At 37.3% G+C, this 17,132-nt stretch carries 14 protein-coding genes; 2 read left to right on the forward strand and 12 right to left on the reverse strand.

Features of this window, described 5'->3' with window-relative positions; genetic code table 11:
- Positions 1–55 precede the first annotated feature (55 nt).
- Positions 56–2,236 (forward strand): multiheme c-type cytochrome, encoded by a 2,181-nt coding sequence (locus tag ACM9HF_RS03640; protein ID WP_473614348.1) that lies wholly within the window; start codon positions 56–58, stop codon positions 2,234–2,236.
- A gap of 589 nt (positions 2,237–2,825) precedes the next feature.
- The gene (locus tag ACM9HF_RS03645; protein ID WP_473614349.1) at positions 2,826–6,188 is read left to right on the forward strand and encodes a TonB-dependent receptor; all 3,363 of its coding nucleotides are present in this window, start codon (positions 2,826–2,828) and stop codon (positions 6,186–6,188) included.
- 433 nt (positions 6,189–6,621) lie between these two features.
- On the opposite strand, the gene ACM9HF_RS03650 is transcribed toward ACM9HF_RS03645, so the two are convergent.
- The 12 genes from ACM9HF_RS03650 to urtB all read right to left on the reverse strand — a co-directional run bounded on the left by ACM9HF_RS03650 (position 6,622) and on the right by urtB (position 17,048).
- Entirely contained in the window at positions 6,622–6,822 is a 201-nt protein-coding gene (locus ACM9HF_RS03650; RefSeq protein WP_473614350.1) for a hypothetical protein, read from the reverse strand.
- Between the two features lie 71 nt (positions 6,823–6,893).
- Entirely contained in the window at positions 6,894–7,508 is a 615-nt protein-coding gene (gene ureG / locus ACM9HF_RS03655) for an urease accessory protein UreG (RefSeq protein ID WP_077342228.1), read from the reverse strand.
- A 65-nt stretch (positions 7,509–7,573) separates the two neighbouring features.
- Positions 7,574–8,287 carry an urease accessory protein UreF gene (locus ACM9HF_RS03660; RefSeq protein WP_473614351.1) on the reverse strand — a complete coding sequence of 238 codons (714 nt, stop codon included), beginning with the start codon at positions 8,285–8,287 and terminating at the stop codon, positions 7,574–7,576.
- A gap of 78 nt (positions 8,288–8,365) precedes the next feature.
- Positions 8,366–8,863 (reverse strand): urease accessory protein UreE, encoded by a 498-nt coding sequence (locus tag ACM9HF_RS03665; RefSeq protein WP_473614352.1) that lies wholly within the window; start codon positions 8,861–8,863, stop codon positions 8,366–8,368.
- Positions 8,864–9,226: 363 nt separating this feature from the next.
- Positions 9,227–10,930 (reverse strand): urease subunit alpha, encoded by a 1,704-nt coding sequence (ureC, locus tag ACM9HF_RS03670; protein WP_473614353.1) that lies wholly within the window; start codon positions 10,928–10,930, stop codon positions 9,227–9,229.
- Position 10,931: 1 nt separating this feature from the next.
- Positions 10,932–11,273, reverse strand: a complete 342-nt coding sequence (locus ACM9HF_RS03675) for an urease subunit beta (protein ID WP_473614354.1) — start codon at positions 11,271–11,273, stop codon at positions 10,932–10,934.
- Positions 11,274–11,283: 10 nt separating this feature from the next.
- Complete coding sequence (gene ureA / locus ACM9HF_RS03680) at positions 11,284–11,586, reverse strand: urease subunit gamma (RefSeq protein ID WP_076420090.1); 303 nt, start codon at positions 11,584–11,586, stop codon at positions 11,284–11,286.
- A gap of 45 nt (positions 11,587–11,631) precedes the next feature.
- Positions 11,632–12,525, reverse strand: coding sequence for an urease accessory protein UreD (locus ACM9HF_RS03685; protein WP_473614355.1), 894 nt, complete (start codon positions 12,523–12,525; stop codon positions 11,632–11,634).
- A gap of 35 nt (positions 12,526–12,560) precedes the next feature.
- The gene (urtE, locus tag ACM9HF_RS03690; RefSeq protein WP_473614356.1) at positions 12,561–13,256 is read right to left on the reverse strand and encodes an urea ABC transporter ATP-binding subunit UrtE; all 696 of its coding nucleotides are present in this window, start codon (positions 13,254–13,256) and stop codon (positions 12,561–12,563) included.
- Positions 13,253–14,131: an urea ABC transporter ATP-binding protein UrtD gene (gene urtD, locus ACM9HF_RS03695; protein WP_473614357.1), complete on the reverse strand. Its 879-nt coding sequence runs from the start codon at positions 14,129–14,131 to the stop codon at positions 13,253–13,255. Before urtD ends, urtE begins: the two co-directional genes overlap by 4 nt.
- Positions 14,128–15,381 (reverse strand): urea ABC transporter permease subunit UrtC, encoded by a 1,254-nt coding sequence (urtC, locus tag ACM9HF_RS03700; protein WP_473614358.1) that lies wholly within the window; start codon positions 15,379–15,381, stop codon positions 14,128–14,130. The genes urtD and urtC overlap by 4 nt, the downstream gene beginning before the upstream one ends.
- Positions 15,381–17,048 carry an urea ABC transporter permease subunit UrtB gene (gene urtB / locus ACM9HF_RS03705; RefSeq protein ID WP_473614359.1) on the reverse strand — a complete coding sequence of 556 codons (1,668 nt, stop codon included), beginning with the start codon at positions 17,046–17,048 and terminating at the stop codon, positions 15,381–15,383. Before urtB ends, urtC begins: the two co-directional genes overlap by 1 nt.
- Between the last annotated feature and the right edge of the window lie 84 nt (positions 17,049–17,132).

Below are 17,132 nucleotides of genomic sequence, written 5' to 3' on the forward strand. Positions count from 1 at the left end.
AAAGTTAGGGTATACTCCCTCCCAATATTTTATTCTCATTAGCTTGGCAATTTACATGTTCAAATTTTTATTTACTCGCGTGTCTTATTTTTCGGTACTTGCTAGTTTTTTTTATTGTACAACCACACTAGCATTTATTAACAAAGATGCGGATCCACAAAATTGTACTTCTTGTCATCAAGCAGCTGTATCGTCGTGGTTGAAATCAGACCATGCAAAAGCGATGGATGTAGCAACAAAAAAAACAGTATTAGGTGACTTTAATAATACCAAAGCCACTCATTACACCCAGAAAGCACGTTTCTATACTGAGAAAAATAACTTTTTTATGGAAATGAACCATGAAAACAAAACCTCAGTTTATAAAATAAAATACACCTTTGGACATTATCCACTTCAACAATACCTTATTGAAACTAAAGACGGTAAATACCAAGTATTACCTTTTTCATGGGACAGCCGAACAAAAGCCGAAGGCGGGCAACGTTGGTTTGTAATGTATGAAGACGAAGACATAAAAGCAGAAGACAGATTACATTGGCAACAGCCACTACAAAGCTGGAACGGTATGTGCGCTGACTGCCATTCTGACGGACTAAAACGTAACTATGATAAAGATAAAGGAACGTTTGATACAACATTTGACAATATCAACGTAGGTTGTCAGTCGTGTCACGGTAAAATGAACAACCATACAAAAGATAAAGACACGATAGTTAAAAACTCACGAAACCAACCCCAAATAATTAATAACTGGTTACGTAAAGTTGGCGAACGAACAGCAAGCTGGCAAGGTGAAAAACGTGATAATTCATTTATGGATACGTGTTTTGCGTGTCATTCACTTCGCTCACCACTAACAGACGGTATAAAACCTGAACATGCATTTTTAGATCAGTTTTCACCAAGCTTTATAATTCCTCCGTTATACCATGCAGACGGACAAATAAAAGAAGAAGTCTACGTTTATGGCTCTTTCTTGCAAAGTAAAATGTATAAAGCTGGCGTTAACTGTATTGATTGTCATGATCAACACACCATGAAAATTAAAGTGCCAGACAACGGATTATGTTTGCAGTGTCATAGTGCGGAGGTGTTTAACCAGCCGACTCACTTTAACCATGAAGAAGGTTCTGAAGGCAGTAAATGTGTAAATTGTCATATGCCAAATAACCGTTACATGGGGGTTGATGACAGACGAGATCATAGCTTTAAAATACCTCGCCCTCACCTTTCTACAGCTAACGACACACCTAATGCCTGTACAAGTTGTCATGAAGATAAAGACAACAACTGGGCAGCAGCTAAACTTGAACAATGGCACGGTAAACCTAAAGCCTTATCAAAAACCTATACTGACTTTTTAAGTTTACAAAGTGGTAAACGCCTTCAATTACCACAGCACTTAGCTATTGTTAATGACAAAAACCTTAATGATATTATTAGAGCAACAGCATTAACCGGTTTGGTTAATACCACTGGACAATTATCAAACGACATAATTAAGCCTTGGATAACTTCTGACAAACCTTTAATAAGATTAGCTTTAGCACAAACAGGTCAACTTGTTCCACCAAACGAGCGACACCTTGCATTTGCCACCTTATTATCAGACAAATACAAATCGGTAAGAGTTGCAGCGGCTAATCAATTAATAGGTAATACACAAGTTAATGCTGATGTAATGAAAAAAGCATTTGATGAGCTTATGCTATCAAACGATATTAATACGTGGCGTGGTGAAGGTAACTTAAACGAAAGTATGATCCATTACGGTTCAGGAAATAGAGACAAAGCGATTGCTGCTTTAAAAAATGCCATTAAGGTTGACCCATACTTTAGCGCACCTTATTTAAACTTAGCTGATATCTATAAAACCATGGGCGATTCAGTCAACGAAGCAAAAATATATCAACAAGCTTTGAAAACATCACCATTAGACGGCATGGTTCATTACAGTTACGGTTTATACTTAATTCGTAATAAAGATACCGCAAACGCTATTAATGCTTTTAAACAAGCCATTAAATTAGAGCCAACTAATTCTCAATATATATATTTATATGCGTTAGCTCAAGACAGCGTGGGAAAAACCAAGCAAGCGTTAATGCAATTAAGAATGATGATCGCTAAAACTGATAACCCACAGCAGCTCGCTCAATTAGGACTAAGCTTTTCTCAAAAATTAAGAGATCAAAAAAGCTATCAATTTTTTGGCCGATTCATGCAACAATAATCTAAGTTCTGTTTAACTTGTACTTTATATTTATGTAGAGTCGGGACTAAAAAAGGGAGCAATTATTCATTGCTCCCTTTTTAATTTTACCCATAATGTATTTCAAATTCATACGAACCGTAATTAAGCTACCACTCTTGATCATACATTAACTTTTGCCTCCTATTCTTTCATCCTATAATTCATTTTAAATTTTAAATTTTAAAATAAATATAATAAAACAAAAAACAACAATCAAATCCAATTAACTAAAATTATACTTAAAAAATAAAACACTAATCATTAACTGAAATTAGAAAAGGCAAACGTTATACAAAAAGCCATAGCAAATCAATAATTTTACATGCCCCTCTACCTGAAATTAATACACCTAATAAACAATAACTAAAGAACATTGAAAACGTATTTATGAATATTTTGATATTAACATCAGAATATATATAACCAAATATTCCTAATAATAATCAGCTAAGCTTGTTTTTTATAAATAAAACGTATAGTTTATATGTAACAATTTATTTATATAATTGTTGTTATAAAAATAATATAAAAAATAAAATTCTTACAATACATTTTTTGGGGATAAATAATGTCAAATAAATATAACTTACATCCACTATCAATAGCTGTAGCACTATCGATTGCTAGTACTCCTATGTCGTATGCCTTTGCAGAAGAAGCTAAAACAAAAGCAGATGAAGCAAAAGAAATCGAAGTTATTGAAGTCACTGGTTTTAAAGGAAGTTTATTACGCTCTTTAAATAACAAACGTTTAACTGATTCTATTAGTGATTCAATATTTTCAGAAGATATTGGTAAATCAGCTGACCAAGATATTGGTGAGGCACTTCAGCGTGTAACAGGTGTTTCTATTCAACGCGGTGAAGGCGCTGGTGGATCAGAAGGTACAACAGTAACCGTGCGTGGTGCTGGCCCTAATTTAAATAACATTATGTTAAACGGCGTTGCACTTACCAGTAGTACAGAAAGTCAAGCTGTTGATTTAAGTGCTTTTTCTTCAGATATTTTAAACTCAATCGAAGTTATGAAAACATCAGCTGCGGATCAAGAAGAAGGTAGCTTAGGTGCAAACATAGAGTTAAAAACATTTAGACCATTAGATTCAAATAAAAATAAACGTGTTCTAGAAGTTCAGGGACGTTATGATGATTATATTGAAAAAAATGACTTCAAAATATCGGGCTCGTTCTCAGAAAAATTCTTAGACGATACGTTAGGTTTTTATATAACGGGTTTTAAAGAAACTCAACAAACTCGTCGAGATATGTTTTTTACCAATGAGCTTGTGAACTATACAATACCCGATGCTATTAATTCAAAAACAGGCGAAAGAATGGGTGAACCTGTTACCGGTCTAATGAACTCTCAAAATGGCTTTACTATGTTTACTAATAGCATGGAAAGAACAGGTTTTACCACCTCATTACAATGGTTAATCAGTGATCGAACGGAATTAAATCTAAACGCGACCTACTCGGATCAATATAGAGAGCAAGATGACGATAGTATTGTTTCTATTGGCGATCAAAACCCATACATTGAAGCCGATATTCCAAGAATTTATGATGCTGAAAACCCTTGGGTTGTTTATGATCCTGACAGCCAAATGTTTATCAAGAAAGTTGACCGTATGGCTCGAGGGCGTACAACCAGTACAGAGTCAGGAGTTACCACTAAAAATACCGTACTTAACCTTGACCTTAATCATCACTTTACTGACGACTTTAGCATGAACCTTCGAGTGGGTTATTCAAAAACCACCGCTAATGATGAGTATTTCACCAATTTTAATTCAAATAACTATAATAATATTCCTGATGAAGTATTACTTGCTCTACCTTCAGAGCAAGTTCAACCATCAGGTTATGATTGTACCAGCGGTGTTTGTTATTCAATCACAGGTACAAGTCTAGTAGATTTTGGACCAGCAATTGATGCAGATGGAAACCCTGATCCAAGTGGAACTCCTCAAACGGGTGCTCCTGGTGAACCAAACGCAGATAACTTTTCTACAACGGCATATAACCCAGATGATTTAAATGCAATTCATTTACAACAAGCCAATACCCGTGATAGAGAAATGAATGATAACCAAAAATCAATTTATCTTGATTTTGATTGGGCAGTAGAACTAGGACCTATTACCTCTTTTGAATTTGGTCTTAAGTATCAAAAACGAAATAAAGACGTATTTAATCAAGGTTATTTTTGGCAAGGCGCTCCAACACCTGTTGATGTAGAGCCTACAGGTGTAGATATTGCTGATGTTCGCTTAATTGATGTTAATGGCGGCGAAACAGGGTATGGCGATAGCTTCTTAAAAGATTTAGGTTACGAACGTACAAATACTACTGATGGCTGGTATACAATTGACGCTCGCAAGGCTCTAGATGCAGTTTTCGCAACAGATAATGTTGTTGGTGTACCTGATTTATCAAACGACAGAGAAATAAATTTAGAAAATAAAGCGTTATACTTTAAAACAAATTTCTCACTTTTCGATGATAGATTAACAGGTAATGTTGGTGTTCGTTATGTAGAATCAGGCGTAGAGTCGGTGGGTTATTCATCGGTTAACTTCCAAAATCTGAACTTGGTATCTTATGATCTACTAAAAATAGCAACAGATAGCTCTCTAGCGCCTTGTACACTTGAACAATTATGGAAAAATGGTACTCCAGGTGGCGGCATTGGTAATGTTAATTTTGCTGGTGAACCTAGTGCTGATGGTAAAAGCGTTGTACCTATTGCTTCGCAAAGTTGTTATGACGAAAACTTTAATGCTGGCGGGTTAAACCGACATCGTTATCTTGATAATACAACACCTACTGACCCAGACCAATTTCGTTCTACCGCAGAAAATACTGAAAAAAATTGGTTACCTAGCTTAACGTTAAATTATAAACTTAATGAAGATACCGTTATACGTTTTGCAGCATCTAAGACAATGGCAAGACCACAAATAGACTCATTAAAACCTAGCTTTAAGTTTAATGAGGCAGTATTTGGTACAGGTAATTCAAATGGTACGATTTTCAATCCATTCTTAAAACCACTTGAATCTAAAAATTTAGATTTATCTTATGAATGGTACTTTAACGAAGGTGGTGCTTTAACGGTTGCTTTATTCAATAAAGATATGAGTAACTTTGAAGAGCGTGCTTCTGTTGGTGCTCATTGGACCGATTTACGTGGCTTAGATTCTGATGCATTATCTCAGTTAGACCCTTTCACAGACATATTAATTACCAAACCCGCTGGTGATACAATTAAGTACGATGCTTCTGTTGCTGATGGCACTAACTGTTTGATCAATCGAAGACACAGATTCCAAACAAACGCATTGGATACACAAGGCGATTGTGATGTTATGAATGTAACTGTAATTAGAAACGGTGCTGGTGGAACCAATAGAGGATTAGAAATAGGTTACAACCAAAACTATGACTTTTTACCGGGTATTTTTGGTGGGTTAGGTGCAGCAATTAACTATACCTATTCAGATTCTACAACAGACGCAGAAATTGGACCATTAGGGCTTAAACTAGCAGCAATGCCTATGGCAAACATATCTAAACATGTTTACAATATTTCAACGTTTTGGGAACAAGATGGTAATTTACTTCGTTTAGCTTATAACTATCGTACAGATTCTTTAGCCAATCGCGGCTTTAAAGATGGCGCATTATGGAATGAAGGCGGTGGCCAATTAGATCTATCAGCTACCTATAAATATAACGATTCAGTTACCGTTACTTTTAATGCTGTAAACCTGACTAACAAGGAAAATCGCCAGTATTATACCAACTTACATGACGAAGACTTTGTAATTGAAGGAAATGCATTAGAAGATGATGTGAATAAATCAAGAACTATACGTGCATGGACTACAGGTACTATATATCGCCTAGGTGTTAGAGCTACGTTCTAATAGCAATTTTATAACCTAAACAAAAAGCACTTACCAAGGTAAGTGCTTTTTTTATGGTAACAATTAATTTAAAAATCAAACATTTACTCTTGCAACATAAACGTATGATATTCCAAATTTTCAAACTGGCAGTTCAGTTGAATTAATATTATCACGGTTTACCATTTCGATAATAAATAGCTTAACCGTACAAATACCAAATCCCGTTAATAAGCAAAGTTACTCAACAAGCTATTTTTATGCCTAACTTCGTTGAATTTATGACTAATAGCCAGCTATTAGATAGAAAAATTCGCCTTGTTATACACAAAAATATCAATGTTGAGAGACTAATATAACTTAGGAAAACAACAATACAGTTTAAGGTTTGATAAATAAGAATTTTAATTCATTATCTAACATTCATTAACCCGAGTTGAGGTTAAATAAACAATTACTTTTGTGGTTTATTACGATCTTTAGCTTTATACCAACCTACCGCTTTATAAATTACCGCAAAAACAACGAACCAAAACATAATGTGGTATACCGCATGTAATGAGCCTTCGCCTAATGCGTGGTCGGTATGGGCTAAAGCTGCTGTACTTAAAAACATGCTTGATATTGCACTTAAAAAAATCATTAAAAACTTCATTTGTATTTCCTTACTCACGTTAATTCTAAATTTTGTATTTCTATTACCCCTTAATGAGGGCTAATAATAAATTAAATATTCAACATACCTTCGCTTTCAATAAAAGCGATTATGTCATCTAAACCTTGTTTGGTTTTCATATTGCTAAACACAAAAGGTCTGTCGCCACGCATTTTCTTCGCATCTCTGTCCATGACTTCTAAAGACGCCCCGACTAACTCGGCAACATCAATTTTATTAATAATAAGAAGATCGGACTTAGTTATACCAGGGCCACCTTTACGTGGAATTTTATCTCCCGCAGATACGTCTATTACGTATAAAGTTAAGTCTGAAAGTTCAGGACTAAACGTAGCACTTAAGTTATCTCCGCCACTCTCTACTAATACAAAGTCTAAATTAGGGTGTAATGCCTGTAAATCGTCAATTGCAGCTAAATTCATAGACGCATCTTCACGAATAGCGGTATGTGGGCAACCGCCTGTTTCAACCCCCATAATACGATCTTCAGCTAGCGCGTTATGACGCGTTAAAAACTCAGCATCTTCACGTGTGTAAATATCGTTAGTCACTACTGCCATATCGTATTTATCGCGTAGTGCAATACATAGCTCTCTTAATAAAGCGGTTTTACCTGAACCAACAGGTCCGCCAACGCCTATACGTAAAACTTGTTTCTTTTTCATAATGTTCTCTTTTTTAAACGCTTATTTTTTTGACTTAAACTCAGCAAGTACAAATTATGTATCAACTAAGATCTAAACAATCTGGTGTATTGCGTTTCATGCCATGCACTTGCCATAGCTAAACGCGGTAAACTTGCGCCAATTTCATCGTCTTTCAATGTGTTTGCTAACTGAATTGATGCGTCTACTTTTTCGGTAATTTCAAATAATAAATTTTGCGCTTGAGTTTGGCCTAAAGGCACAAGCTTAGTTGCCGCAGCAACTTGATTGTCGATATAAGTCCAACAATAACCACTTTGTATCAGCAGTAAATCTAACTTAAATAACGAAGCAATAAGTACAAAAGCACTTACAAAACTGATATCAGCACCTATTTTATTAACATCAAGCAACGCTTCATAACGCTGTAAACCTTGTTGAATTTCAGCTGACTCTAATTGCTTTAATAATCGAATAAGTGCCTTGCCCATAGCAACATCAGCAAGGTGCAATTCGTTACTTTCTCGACACGCAATTAGGTGCTGATTCCATGAAATAAAAGCTGTTAAATCGTCATTTAAAAGTGCTTCATATTGGCGCTTAATAATGGCTAAATCGGTACGTGCAATTGACTGAGATAAATTCAATTCAACCCAGTTACTTGTTGAGTCAACATCATTAACCCAACCCATTTCTACGGCATACTCTAAGCCTTGCGAAAATGAGAATCCACCCACAGGTAAATTAGCACTACACAGCTGCAAAAGACGATTAAACCGTAACGCGTTACCATCTACCATAACGGATAACCGTACTTATTAGTTGATTTTATTGAATTATTCATTACAACCTTACAATCATCTATGTAACGATAAAATTTAGTGTTCATGAGAGTGAGTATCAGATTCACCATGAGAATGGCTATGTGAATGTCCATGAGAATGACCTCCACCTTTACCATAAGCACCACTTTCAGGTTCAAAAACAGCAGGTGTTTTGTCAATAGTTAAACCATAGTTTTCCGCTAATTCTTCTAATACATAATCAGGTTTGAAACGCACCCAAAGCTCACCAATTTGCAAAGACGTATGACGGTTTCCTAAGTGATAACACACCTTACTAAACGACAACCAATCAGTAGCAATTGCAGTAGAAACTTCTTCTGCTTTACCCTTAACTTCAATCAATAAACCGCACTCAGTTTTGAGTACCTGACCGATCAATATGGGATGACCACGTTCAACAAAAATCCCCACATCCTGACCTTTATCAGTTACACCTTTAATGCGTGCTTTTTTACGTGTATCTTGATCTAAGGTGATGGAATCAGCAATTTCATCATGCGTATGATCGAGTCTTTCAAATACTTGTAACATCTACATTCCTAAGTTTTCTTCTTTATATTCTCTACTTTTGGATATCGAAAATATAAATATTTATTACTTCATGATTTTCATAACAAAATAAATCTTAAAGTTTCTCATACATTTTCTATTACCAAACCAATGGTAACTAGTTTGGATTATTACAAAGCCGTCAAACTTTTTATTTTATGAGCATAGTTTAACAATTTAATTAAAATAAAAATGACAATACCTCTATTAGCCTTATTCATATCAATGGTAACTAGTTTTGATTTAGGCAAAGCCGTCAAACTTTTTATTTCATGAGCATAGTTTACCTATGTGATTGAAATAAAAAGTGCCGACAATGCAGCATCAATCAAAAATAGGATCCATTTAGAACAAAGTGTAACGTTGGGCTAGTGGCAGTACGCTCGCCGGCTCACAGGTTAATAGTTCCCCATTCGCCCTCACCTCATAAGTCTGCGCATCCACTTCAATCTTCGGCTGCCAGTTATTATGGATCATATCGTCTTTACCAATATTTCTGGTATTTTTACAAACCCCAACCATACGTGTCATACCGACTTTTTCTGGTACGCCTTTATCTACCGCTGCTTGCGATAAAAAGGTCATAGAGATTTTAGCCGTAGCTAAACCATAAGAACCAAACATAGGACGGTAATAAACAGGTTGCGGTGTTGGAATAGACGCATTGGCATCGCCCATTGGCGCTGCAGCAATAAAACCTGATTTGATGATCATTGATGGCTTAATACCAAAAAATGCCGGTTTCCATAAAACGATATCGGCTAGCTTGCCCACTTCAATCGACCCTACTTCATGGCTTACACCATGGCTTATTGCAGGGTTAATGGTGTACTTAGCGATGTAGCGTTTTATACGGAAGTTATCGTTACGTTCAGTATCTGGCGCTAAAGGTCCACGTTGTTGCTTGTTTTTATGAGCTGTTTGCCAAGTACGTGTGATCATTTCACCGACACGTCCCATTGCTTGTGAGTCTGACGAAATCATACTGATTGCGCCTAAGTCATGCATTACGTCTTCTGCAGCAATACTTTCTTTACGAATACGCGAATCAGCAAAAGCCACATCTTCTGGAATGTTAGGATCTAAATGATGACAAACCATCAACATATCTAAATGTTCATCTATGGTGTTAATCGTATATGGACGCGTTGGATTTGTTGAAGAAGGTAAAACATTCGATTCACCACACGCTTTAATAATGTCAGGTGAATGGCCACCGCCAGCACCTTCTGTGTGGTAAGTGTGAATAGTTCTGCCTTTGAATGCACCAATTGTATCTTCAACAAATCCTGATTCATTTAACGTATCGGTATGAATAGCCACTTGCACATCGTACTTTTCAGCAACCGTTAAACAGTTATCAATAGCGGCGGGTGTTGTACCCCAATCTTCATGCAATTTTAAACCACATACACCGGCTTCAATTTGCTCTTCAAGCGCTAACGGTAAACTTGCATTACCTTTACCTAAAAAGCCAAAGTTCATTGGGAAGTCATTTGTTGCTTGTAGCATTTTATGAATGTACCAAGGACCGGGTGTACACGTTGTTGCGTTTGTACCGGTTGCAGGGCCTGTGCCACCACCTATCATGGTGGTTACGCCCGACATTAACGCTTCGTCAATTTGTTGCGGACAAATAAAATGAATATGCGCGTCTATACCGCCAGCCGTTAATATTTGGCCTTCGCCAGCAATAACCTCAGTCCCTGGGCCTACTTCAATATCAATATTGTCTTGAATGTCTGGATTACCCGCTTTACCAATTATGGCAATACGACCATCTTTAACCCCAACGTCCGCTTTAACGATGCCCCAATGATCAACAATAAGTGCATTGGTAATAACGAGATCTACCGTTTCGTAGCAAGACGCTTGGCTTTGTCCCATACCGTCTCGAATAACTTTACCGCCACCAAACTTAACCTCTTCGCCGTATTCGGTGTAATCTTTTTCAACTTCTAGCCATAAGTCGGTATCTGCTAAACGAACTCTGTCGCCAACGGTTGGACCAAACATGTGCGCGTATGAATGTTTATCAATAGTTGCCATTTTATAAATCTCCCTGCACTTCAGCTCTAAAGCCAAATACTCTACGTTTACCACGATAAGCAATCAGTGTTACTTCGCGCTCTTGTCCCGGCTCAAAACGTACAGCCGTGCCTGAGGTAATATCAAGGCGATAACCTTTAGTTAACTCGCGGTCGAAGGTTAACGCTGGATTCACTTCATAAAAGTGATAGTGAGATCCTATTTGAATAGGACGATCGCCTGAGTTAGCAACCGTAACTTTAAGTTGTTCACGACCGACATTAAGTTCGCGATTACCACTATCGGTTTTTATTTCACCAGGAATTAATCTTCCTGTTGTATTGATAGGTGAAGATGAAGACATGCGACTCTCCTTAAACGATTGGGTTATGCACAGTTACAAGCTTAGTTCCATCAGGAAACGTCGCTTCAACTTGTACTTCAGCTAACAGTTCAGGAATACCTTCCATCACTTGGTCGCGAGTTAATAAGGTTCTACCATAGTCCATCATTTCTGCTACGGTTTTACCGTCTCTTGCGCCTTCCATAATTTCCATAGAAATATAAGCCATGGCTTCAGGGTAATTAAGTTTAACGCCTCGCTTTAATCGACGTTCCGCTAATAATGCAGCAGTAAATAAAAGGAGTTTGTCTTTTTCTCTAGGTAATAAATCCATACGTTTCTCTTAGATTTTTAATGGGCACGTTCTTACAAATTAAAATTAAGTATGCCAAATTCTAGGTTCAATGGCTGACGCCTCAATAACAAGAGGACGTAAATGCTGCCATAACTTTATAAATAAATGTTTACACTGGTGTGCTTGCTCGCCTAAATAGCGGATAACAAACAAACCATGTATATCGGTAATACTGATCAGTTCTTGTGCGTTTTCGCTTTCAATAATCTCGCGTAATACTTCAATGATTAACTTACGATCTTTAAGAGCTGTTAACTGTGTAGGCGCATACACTAAAAAAGTACCAAATACGGGCTTACTGGCTAACCCTGCCATATGATGAAGTAACTTGTTACGGGGTGATATTTCGATACGATCATGATAAATAAGCTTATCACCGCAATACAAACGGTTAAGTTGCGTGTATTGGCCTTGATCAAAATATTGATCTGAACTGGGTAAACCTAAACAGGTAATGTCCCAGCCTAAATAAACGCTGTTGTCTTTAATATGAACATCAACGGTATTAAAACCATCAGCACCTTCGTAAACAATGGTTTCTTGCGGAAAGTTTTCTGCTATGGCTTTATCACCTAAGTAAAACGAGGTTATTTGTGTTTGTTTCGTTGCGCCAATTGATAAATCTTCTCTAGCTCGATAAAAGCGATTAGCGCCAGGGGTAGTTACTAAAACATGAGCTTGAGCTTCAATGTTTATTTCAACATTAAGCTCGTCGCCCGATACGATACCTGCAGGAGGATGCAATAAGTAGATGTGTGCACATTCTTGCCCTTCTGGGTAAAAAGCTTTTTGAACCGATAACGGTCCTTGTCGCGACGTGGTTTTAAGTTGAGTACCATAAGTATTGTGGCTAAATGTTAATGCTAATTTAGCCAACCACTGCCTTGCTTCAACTTTATTTGTTTCTTTTATAATCATTCTTTAGTGTTATGATTCGCTTGGTTTTTATCCGTTTAAACAGATAAATATTTACTCACTAACTCATCCGTCAACTCTACCATTTCACCCGATGCAATAACATGACCTTTTTCCATTAAATGAAATTCTTCGCCTACTGCGCGTGCAAAAGGTAATTTTTGCTCAACCAAAACAATAGTCATGCCGTGTTCTTTGTTCAATTTAAGTAAAACGTCACGAATAAGCTGTACGATATTAGGTTGAATACCTTCGTTTGGCTCATCCAGAATTAAAATATCTGGGTTAAGTACTAACGCTCGCCCTATCGCTAATTGTTGTTGCTGACCACCCGATAAATCACCACCACGTCGATGTAACATTTCTTTAAGCACAGGAAACAGCGTAAAAATATGCTCAGGTATGGTTTTACTTTTCTGACGCTTACAATTTAAGCTCAGTTTTAGGTTTTCTTCCACCGTAAGCTGCGGAAATATATCACGTCCTTGTGGTACATAACCTACTCCGATTTCAGGTCGTGTTTCCACGCCCTTTTTAACTACATCAACATCATTGATCACTAAACTACCTGAGCTGATAGGCAATAAACCCATGATAGATTTTAATAACGTGGTTTTACCTACGCCATTACGACCCATGATGCAGGTGCGAGAACCTTTTTTAATTTTAAGATTTAAATCCCACAGGATTTGAGTGCCACCGTATTGCTGATTTACCGACGTTAACTCGATCATACTGTTTGCTCCTGTGGTTTGCTTTCCAATTCAATTTTTTCTGAAACGCTTTTTTCTATGTCGTCTGAACCGTCTTCTTCACCTAGGTAAACCTGAATCACGTCTTTATTCGATTGAATTTCAGACATAGTACCTTCGGCTAATACAGAACCTTGATGTAATACCGTAACTTGCTTAGCGATTGAACGAACAAACGCCATATCATGCTCTACCACAACCACTGAATGCTTACCTGCTAGCGAGGTTAATAGTTCTGCAGTACGTTCAGTTTCTTGGCCTGTCATACCCGCTACGGGTTCATCAACCAATAACACGCGTGGCTCAGCCGCTAATAACATACCGATTTCTAACCATTGCTTTTGCCCGTGGGATAAACGCCCTGCTGGGTAATAACACTCTTTAGATAAACCAATAGTCATTAAAATTTCAGCAATACGATCTTTCTGTTCGCCTGTAAGTTTATGGAAAAGCGCCGTCCAAATACCTTTATCGCCCGCTAAACTGAGTTCAATATTTTCAAATACAGTCAGTTCTTCAAAAACAGTTGGCTTTTGAAATTTACGACCTATACCTGCTCTGGCAATTTCAGCTTCACTTAACTGTAATAAATCAACCTGTTGACCAAAGCTTACCTTGCCTGTGTCTGGTCGCGTTTTTCCGGTAATAACATCCATTAAGGTTGTTTTACCTGCACCGTTAGCACCAATTAAACAACGTAATTCACCGTCGTTTATATACAAGTTCAAATCGTTTAAGGCTTTAAAACCATCGAAACTTACACTCACATCTTCAACATATAAAATAACGCCATGTCGAGTATCAGGTTTAATATTTTCGTCTGCTAATAAAGGCGAACCACTTTTATCGACTATCATGAGCTAGCCTCCGATTTTTCAATGCTTGTGTTGTTTGACTCTTTTGATTGGTCTGTATCGCTTGCTTCGTTCTCGCTATCTTTTTTATTTAAAATATTAGGTAATAAACCCGCGATACCTTTAGGTAAATACAAAGTAACTAATACGAATAAACCACCTAAGGCGAACAACCATGCTTCAGGCATAATCGCAGTAAAACGTGTTTTAGCGTAACTGACTACCACAGCACCAATGAGCGCACCGTATAAAGTTCCTCTACCGCCAATGGCTACCCAAACCACCATTTCGATTGAGTTAAGTGGTGAAAACTCACCCGGATTGATAATACCTACTTGCGGCACATACAAAGCACCAGCAACACCGGCTAACATAGCGGAAACAACATAAATCCAAAGTTTGTAGTGTTCAGGTTTAAAGCCAACGAAACGTACACGAGATTCAGCGTCACGTATTGCAGTAACCACACGACCCATTTTTGATTTAACAATAAAATCACTTACCATGTAGCCGATAGCTAAGGCGATGGCTGTTGCAACAAAAAGTCCTAACTTGGTTGATGGTTCTTGTAACGAAAATCCTAAAATTTCTTTAAAATCTGTTAAGCCGTTATTACCACCAAAGCCCATTTCGTTACGGAAAAACGCTAACATTAAGGCGTAAGTTACGGCTTGCGTCATAATAGAAAGGTACACACCACTTACGCGTGAACGAAATGCTAACGAACCAAATATATAAGCTAATAAACCGGGGCCAATAAACACCATAGCGATCATCCAAAAAACGCTACTTGAACCTGCCCAATACCAAGGTAATTCAGTCCAGTTTAAAAACACCATAAAGTCAGGTAAATCAGGGTTGCCGTATACACCTCTATCACCTATTTGGCGCATTAAATACATACCCATAGCGTAACCACCTAGCGCAAAGAAAGCACCGTGGCCTAAACTTAAAATTCCGCAATATCCCCACACTAAATCTACCGCAAGGGCTAATAAGGCATAACATAAGTATTTACCAAACAAGCTTACGGTGTAATCACTTACGTGAAAGAAAGATCCTTCGGCAAAAACTAAATTACAAAAGGTTACGTAAAAAGCCGATATCAGTAAAAAGCCAATAACAACGCGTAAACTACCTAACTCTGATAACTTTTGTACAAATGTTGGCTTGTTATTTGGCACATGGTTATTTGGAGCACTGCTGTTTGAATGATTCATACTTGTGTCTGTTTTAATGGTTGAAGTAGTCATTAGTCTGCTGACCTCCCTTTTTGTGGAAACAGGCCTTTTGGTTTTTTCTGAATGAATAACACCAAGCCAACCAATACAATGATGTTTGCTAGTACAGAGCCAGTAACAGGTTCTAAAAACTTATTGAATGCACCTAACGACATGGCTGCAACTAAGGTTCCCCATAAATTGCCTACACCACCAAATACCACCACAAGGAACGAGTCAATAATATAGGCTTGTCCTAAATTAGGCCCAACATTGGTTAGCTGGCTAAGTACCACACCTGCAATGCCCGCGATACCTGAACCTAAACCGAAGGTAATCGCATCTACCCAATCACTTTTTATACTGAGCGCTCTGGCCATATCACGGTTTTGAGAAACAGCACGAACATGTAAACCTAACGAGGTTTTTTTCAATATCATTAACAAGGCAACAAATACCATTAATGAGAAAATAATGATGTATAAACGGTTAAAGGTTAATGAAAAAATAGGATTAATCTGCCATGAACCACTCATCCATTCAGGAGCAAGTACTTGACGATTTAATGGAGAGAAAATACTTCTTACCAATTGTTGTAAAATAAGGCTAATACCAAAAGTTGCTAATAAGGTTTCTAACGGACGCCCTTTTAAGTGACGAATAACACCGCGTTCAATACCAACACCCACTAGGCCTGATACTAAAAAGGCCGCAGGAATTGCCATTAATAACGAGTATTCAATGTACTGAGGAAAGGCTTGTTGGATAACATAAGTGGTATACGCACCTAACATCATCATTTCGCCATGAGCCATATTAATTACGCCCATAACACCAAAGGTGATAGCTAAACCAATAGCCGCCAGTAATAAAACGGAACCTAAACTGATACCAAAAAATAGGTTTTCGGTAAATTCAAAAATGCCTTTTCTACCATCAATATCAGCTATTGCTTTGGTAAGCGCGAGTTTTAATGCTTTGTCTTCTGCCGACAAAGGGGTTGAAGGCGTTGGTTTAGCAATTTTTGAAAGTTGGTTCGTCATCTCATTCAGTACAGACGGCTCTAAACTGGTTTTTAATTGCTTTACAGCAGCTAGTTTTTCTTCATGTTCGCCATTTAATAACTGCTCAACAAGTAAGGTTACTTGCATTAACTCGCGCACGTCGGTGTCTTGTTCTTTCTTCACCAATTTTGTAATAGTGTCGATACCCGTTTGATTCGGTTTATCTAACAACTGTTTAACCGCTGCAATACGAATTTCTTTGTTTGGATCGGTTAAATCAAACTGAGCAAGTAAACTACGTAACGAACCACGCAATCTATTGTTTGTTTTAATTTTTCGTATTTTGCTTTTAGCAACAACATCAAGAGGCGCATTAGTAAGTACGTCAGTTAATGCGTATTTTTTATCTTCATTAATTTGAGCATGTACCACTTGTTTATTGGCTTTAATGTAATAAAGCTCGCCATTGAGCAAATAATTAAAAGCCTGTTTTACTTGTGGAGTTTTTGTTGCTGAAAGCTGTTCAATTAACAACTGCATTTTTGAAAGTTTGGTAACGGGTAACTTTTTAAATAAAGTAGCAAGTTCAGCATCGGTGCTGACACTAGCGCTATTTTTGGTAGGTGTTACATCATCGTTAGCAATACTTTGCCACGCGAGTAAACAACAAATAAAAGCAGAAAATATTCGCAACATTGCGTTTTCCTTAAGGGTTAACATGGGAATAAAAGGGTTAATAATGAAACTGTATAGATTTACTCAAAACATTCTTTGAATAGA

It is taken from the genome of Colwellia sp. RE-S-Sl-9 (genome assembly GCF_048296855.1).
Taxonomy (GTDB): domain Bacteria; phylum Pseudomonadota; class Gammaproteobacteria; order Enterobacterales; family Alteromonadaceae; genus Pseudocolwellia.

Excerpts from the sequence above, each read along its gene's own strand:
- ACM9HF_RS03640 (WP_473614348.1), top strand. The coding sequence starts at position 56 with ATGTTCAAATTTTTATTTACTCGCGTGTCTTATTTTTCGGTACTTGCT.
- ACM9HF_RS03645 (WP_473614349.1), top strand. The coding sequence starts at position 2,826 with ATGTCAAATAAATATAACTTACATCCACTATCAATAGCTGTAGCACTA.
- ACM9HF_RS03650 (WP_473614350.1), bottom strand. The coding sequence starts at position 6,822 with ATGAAGTTTTTAATGATTTTTTTAAGTGCAATATCAAGCATGTTTTTA.
- ureG (WP_077342228.1), bottom strand. The coding sequence starts at position 7,508 with ATGAAAAAGAAACAAGTTTTACGTATAGGCGTTGGCGGACCTGTTGGT.
- ACM9HF_RS03660 (WP_473614351.1), bottom strand. The coding sequence starts at position 8,287 with ATGGTAGATGGTAACGCGTTACGGTTTAATCGTCTTTTGCAGCTGTGT.
- ACM9HF_RS03665 (WP_473614352.1), bottom strand. The coding sequence starts at position 8,863 with ATGTTACAAGTATTTGAAAGACTCGATCATACGCATGATGAAATTGCT.
- ureC (WP_473614353.1), bottom strand. The coding sequence starts at position 10,930 with ATGGCAACTATTGATAAACATTCATACGCGCACATGTTTGGTCCAACC.
- ACM9HF_RS03675 (WP_473614354.1), bottom strand. The coding sequence starts at position 11,273 with ATGTCTTCATCTTCACCTATCAATACAACAGGAAGATTAATTCCTGGT.
- ureA (WP_076420090.1), bottom strand. The coding sequence starts at position 11,586 with ATGGATTTATTACCTAGAGAAAAAGACAAACTCCTTTTATTTACTGCT.
- ACM9HF_RS03685 (WP_473614355.1), bottom strand. The coding sequence starts at position 12,525 with ATGATTATAAAAGAAACAAATAAAGTTGAAGCAAGGCAGTGGTTGGCT.
- urtE (WP_473614356.1), bottom strand. The coding sequence starts at position 13,256 with ATGATCGAGTTAACGTCGGTAAATCAGCAATACGGTGGCACTCAAATC.
- urtD (WP_473614357.1), bottom strand. The coding sequence starts at position 14,131 with ATGATAGTCGATAAAAGTGGTTCGCCTTTATTAGCAGACGAAAATATT.
- urtC (WP_473614358.1), bottom strand. The coding sequence starts at position 15,381 with ATGACTACTTCAACCATTAAAACAGACACAAGTATGAATCATTCAAAC.
- urtB (WP_473614359.1), bottom strand. The coding sequence starts at position 17,048 with ATGTTGCGAATATTTTCTGCTTTTATTTGTTGTTTACTCGCGTGGCAA.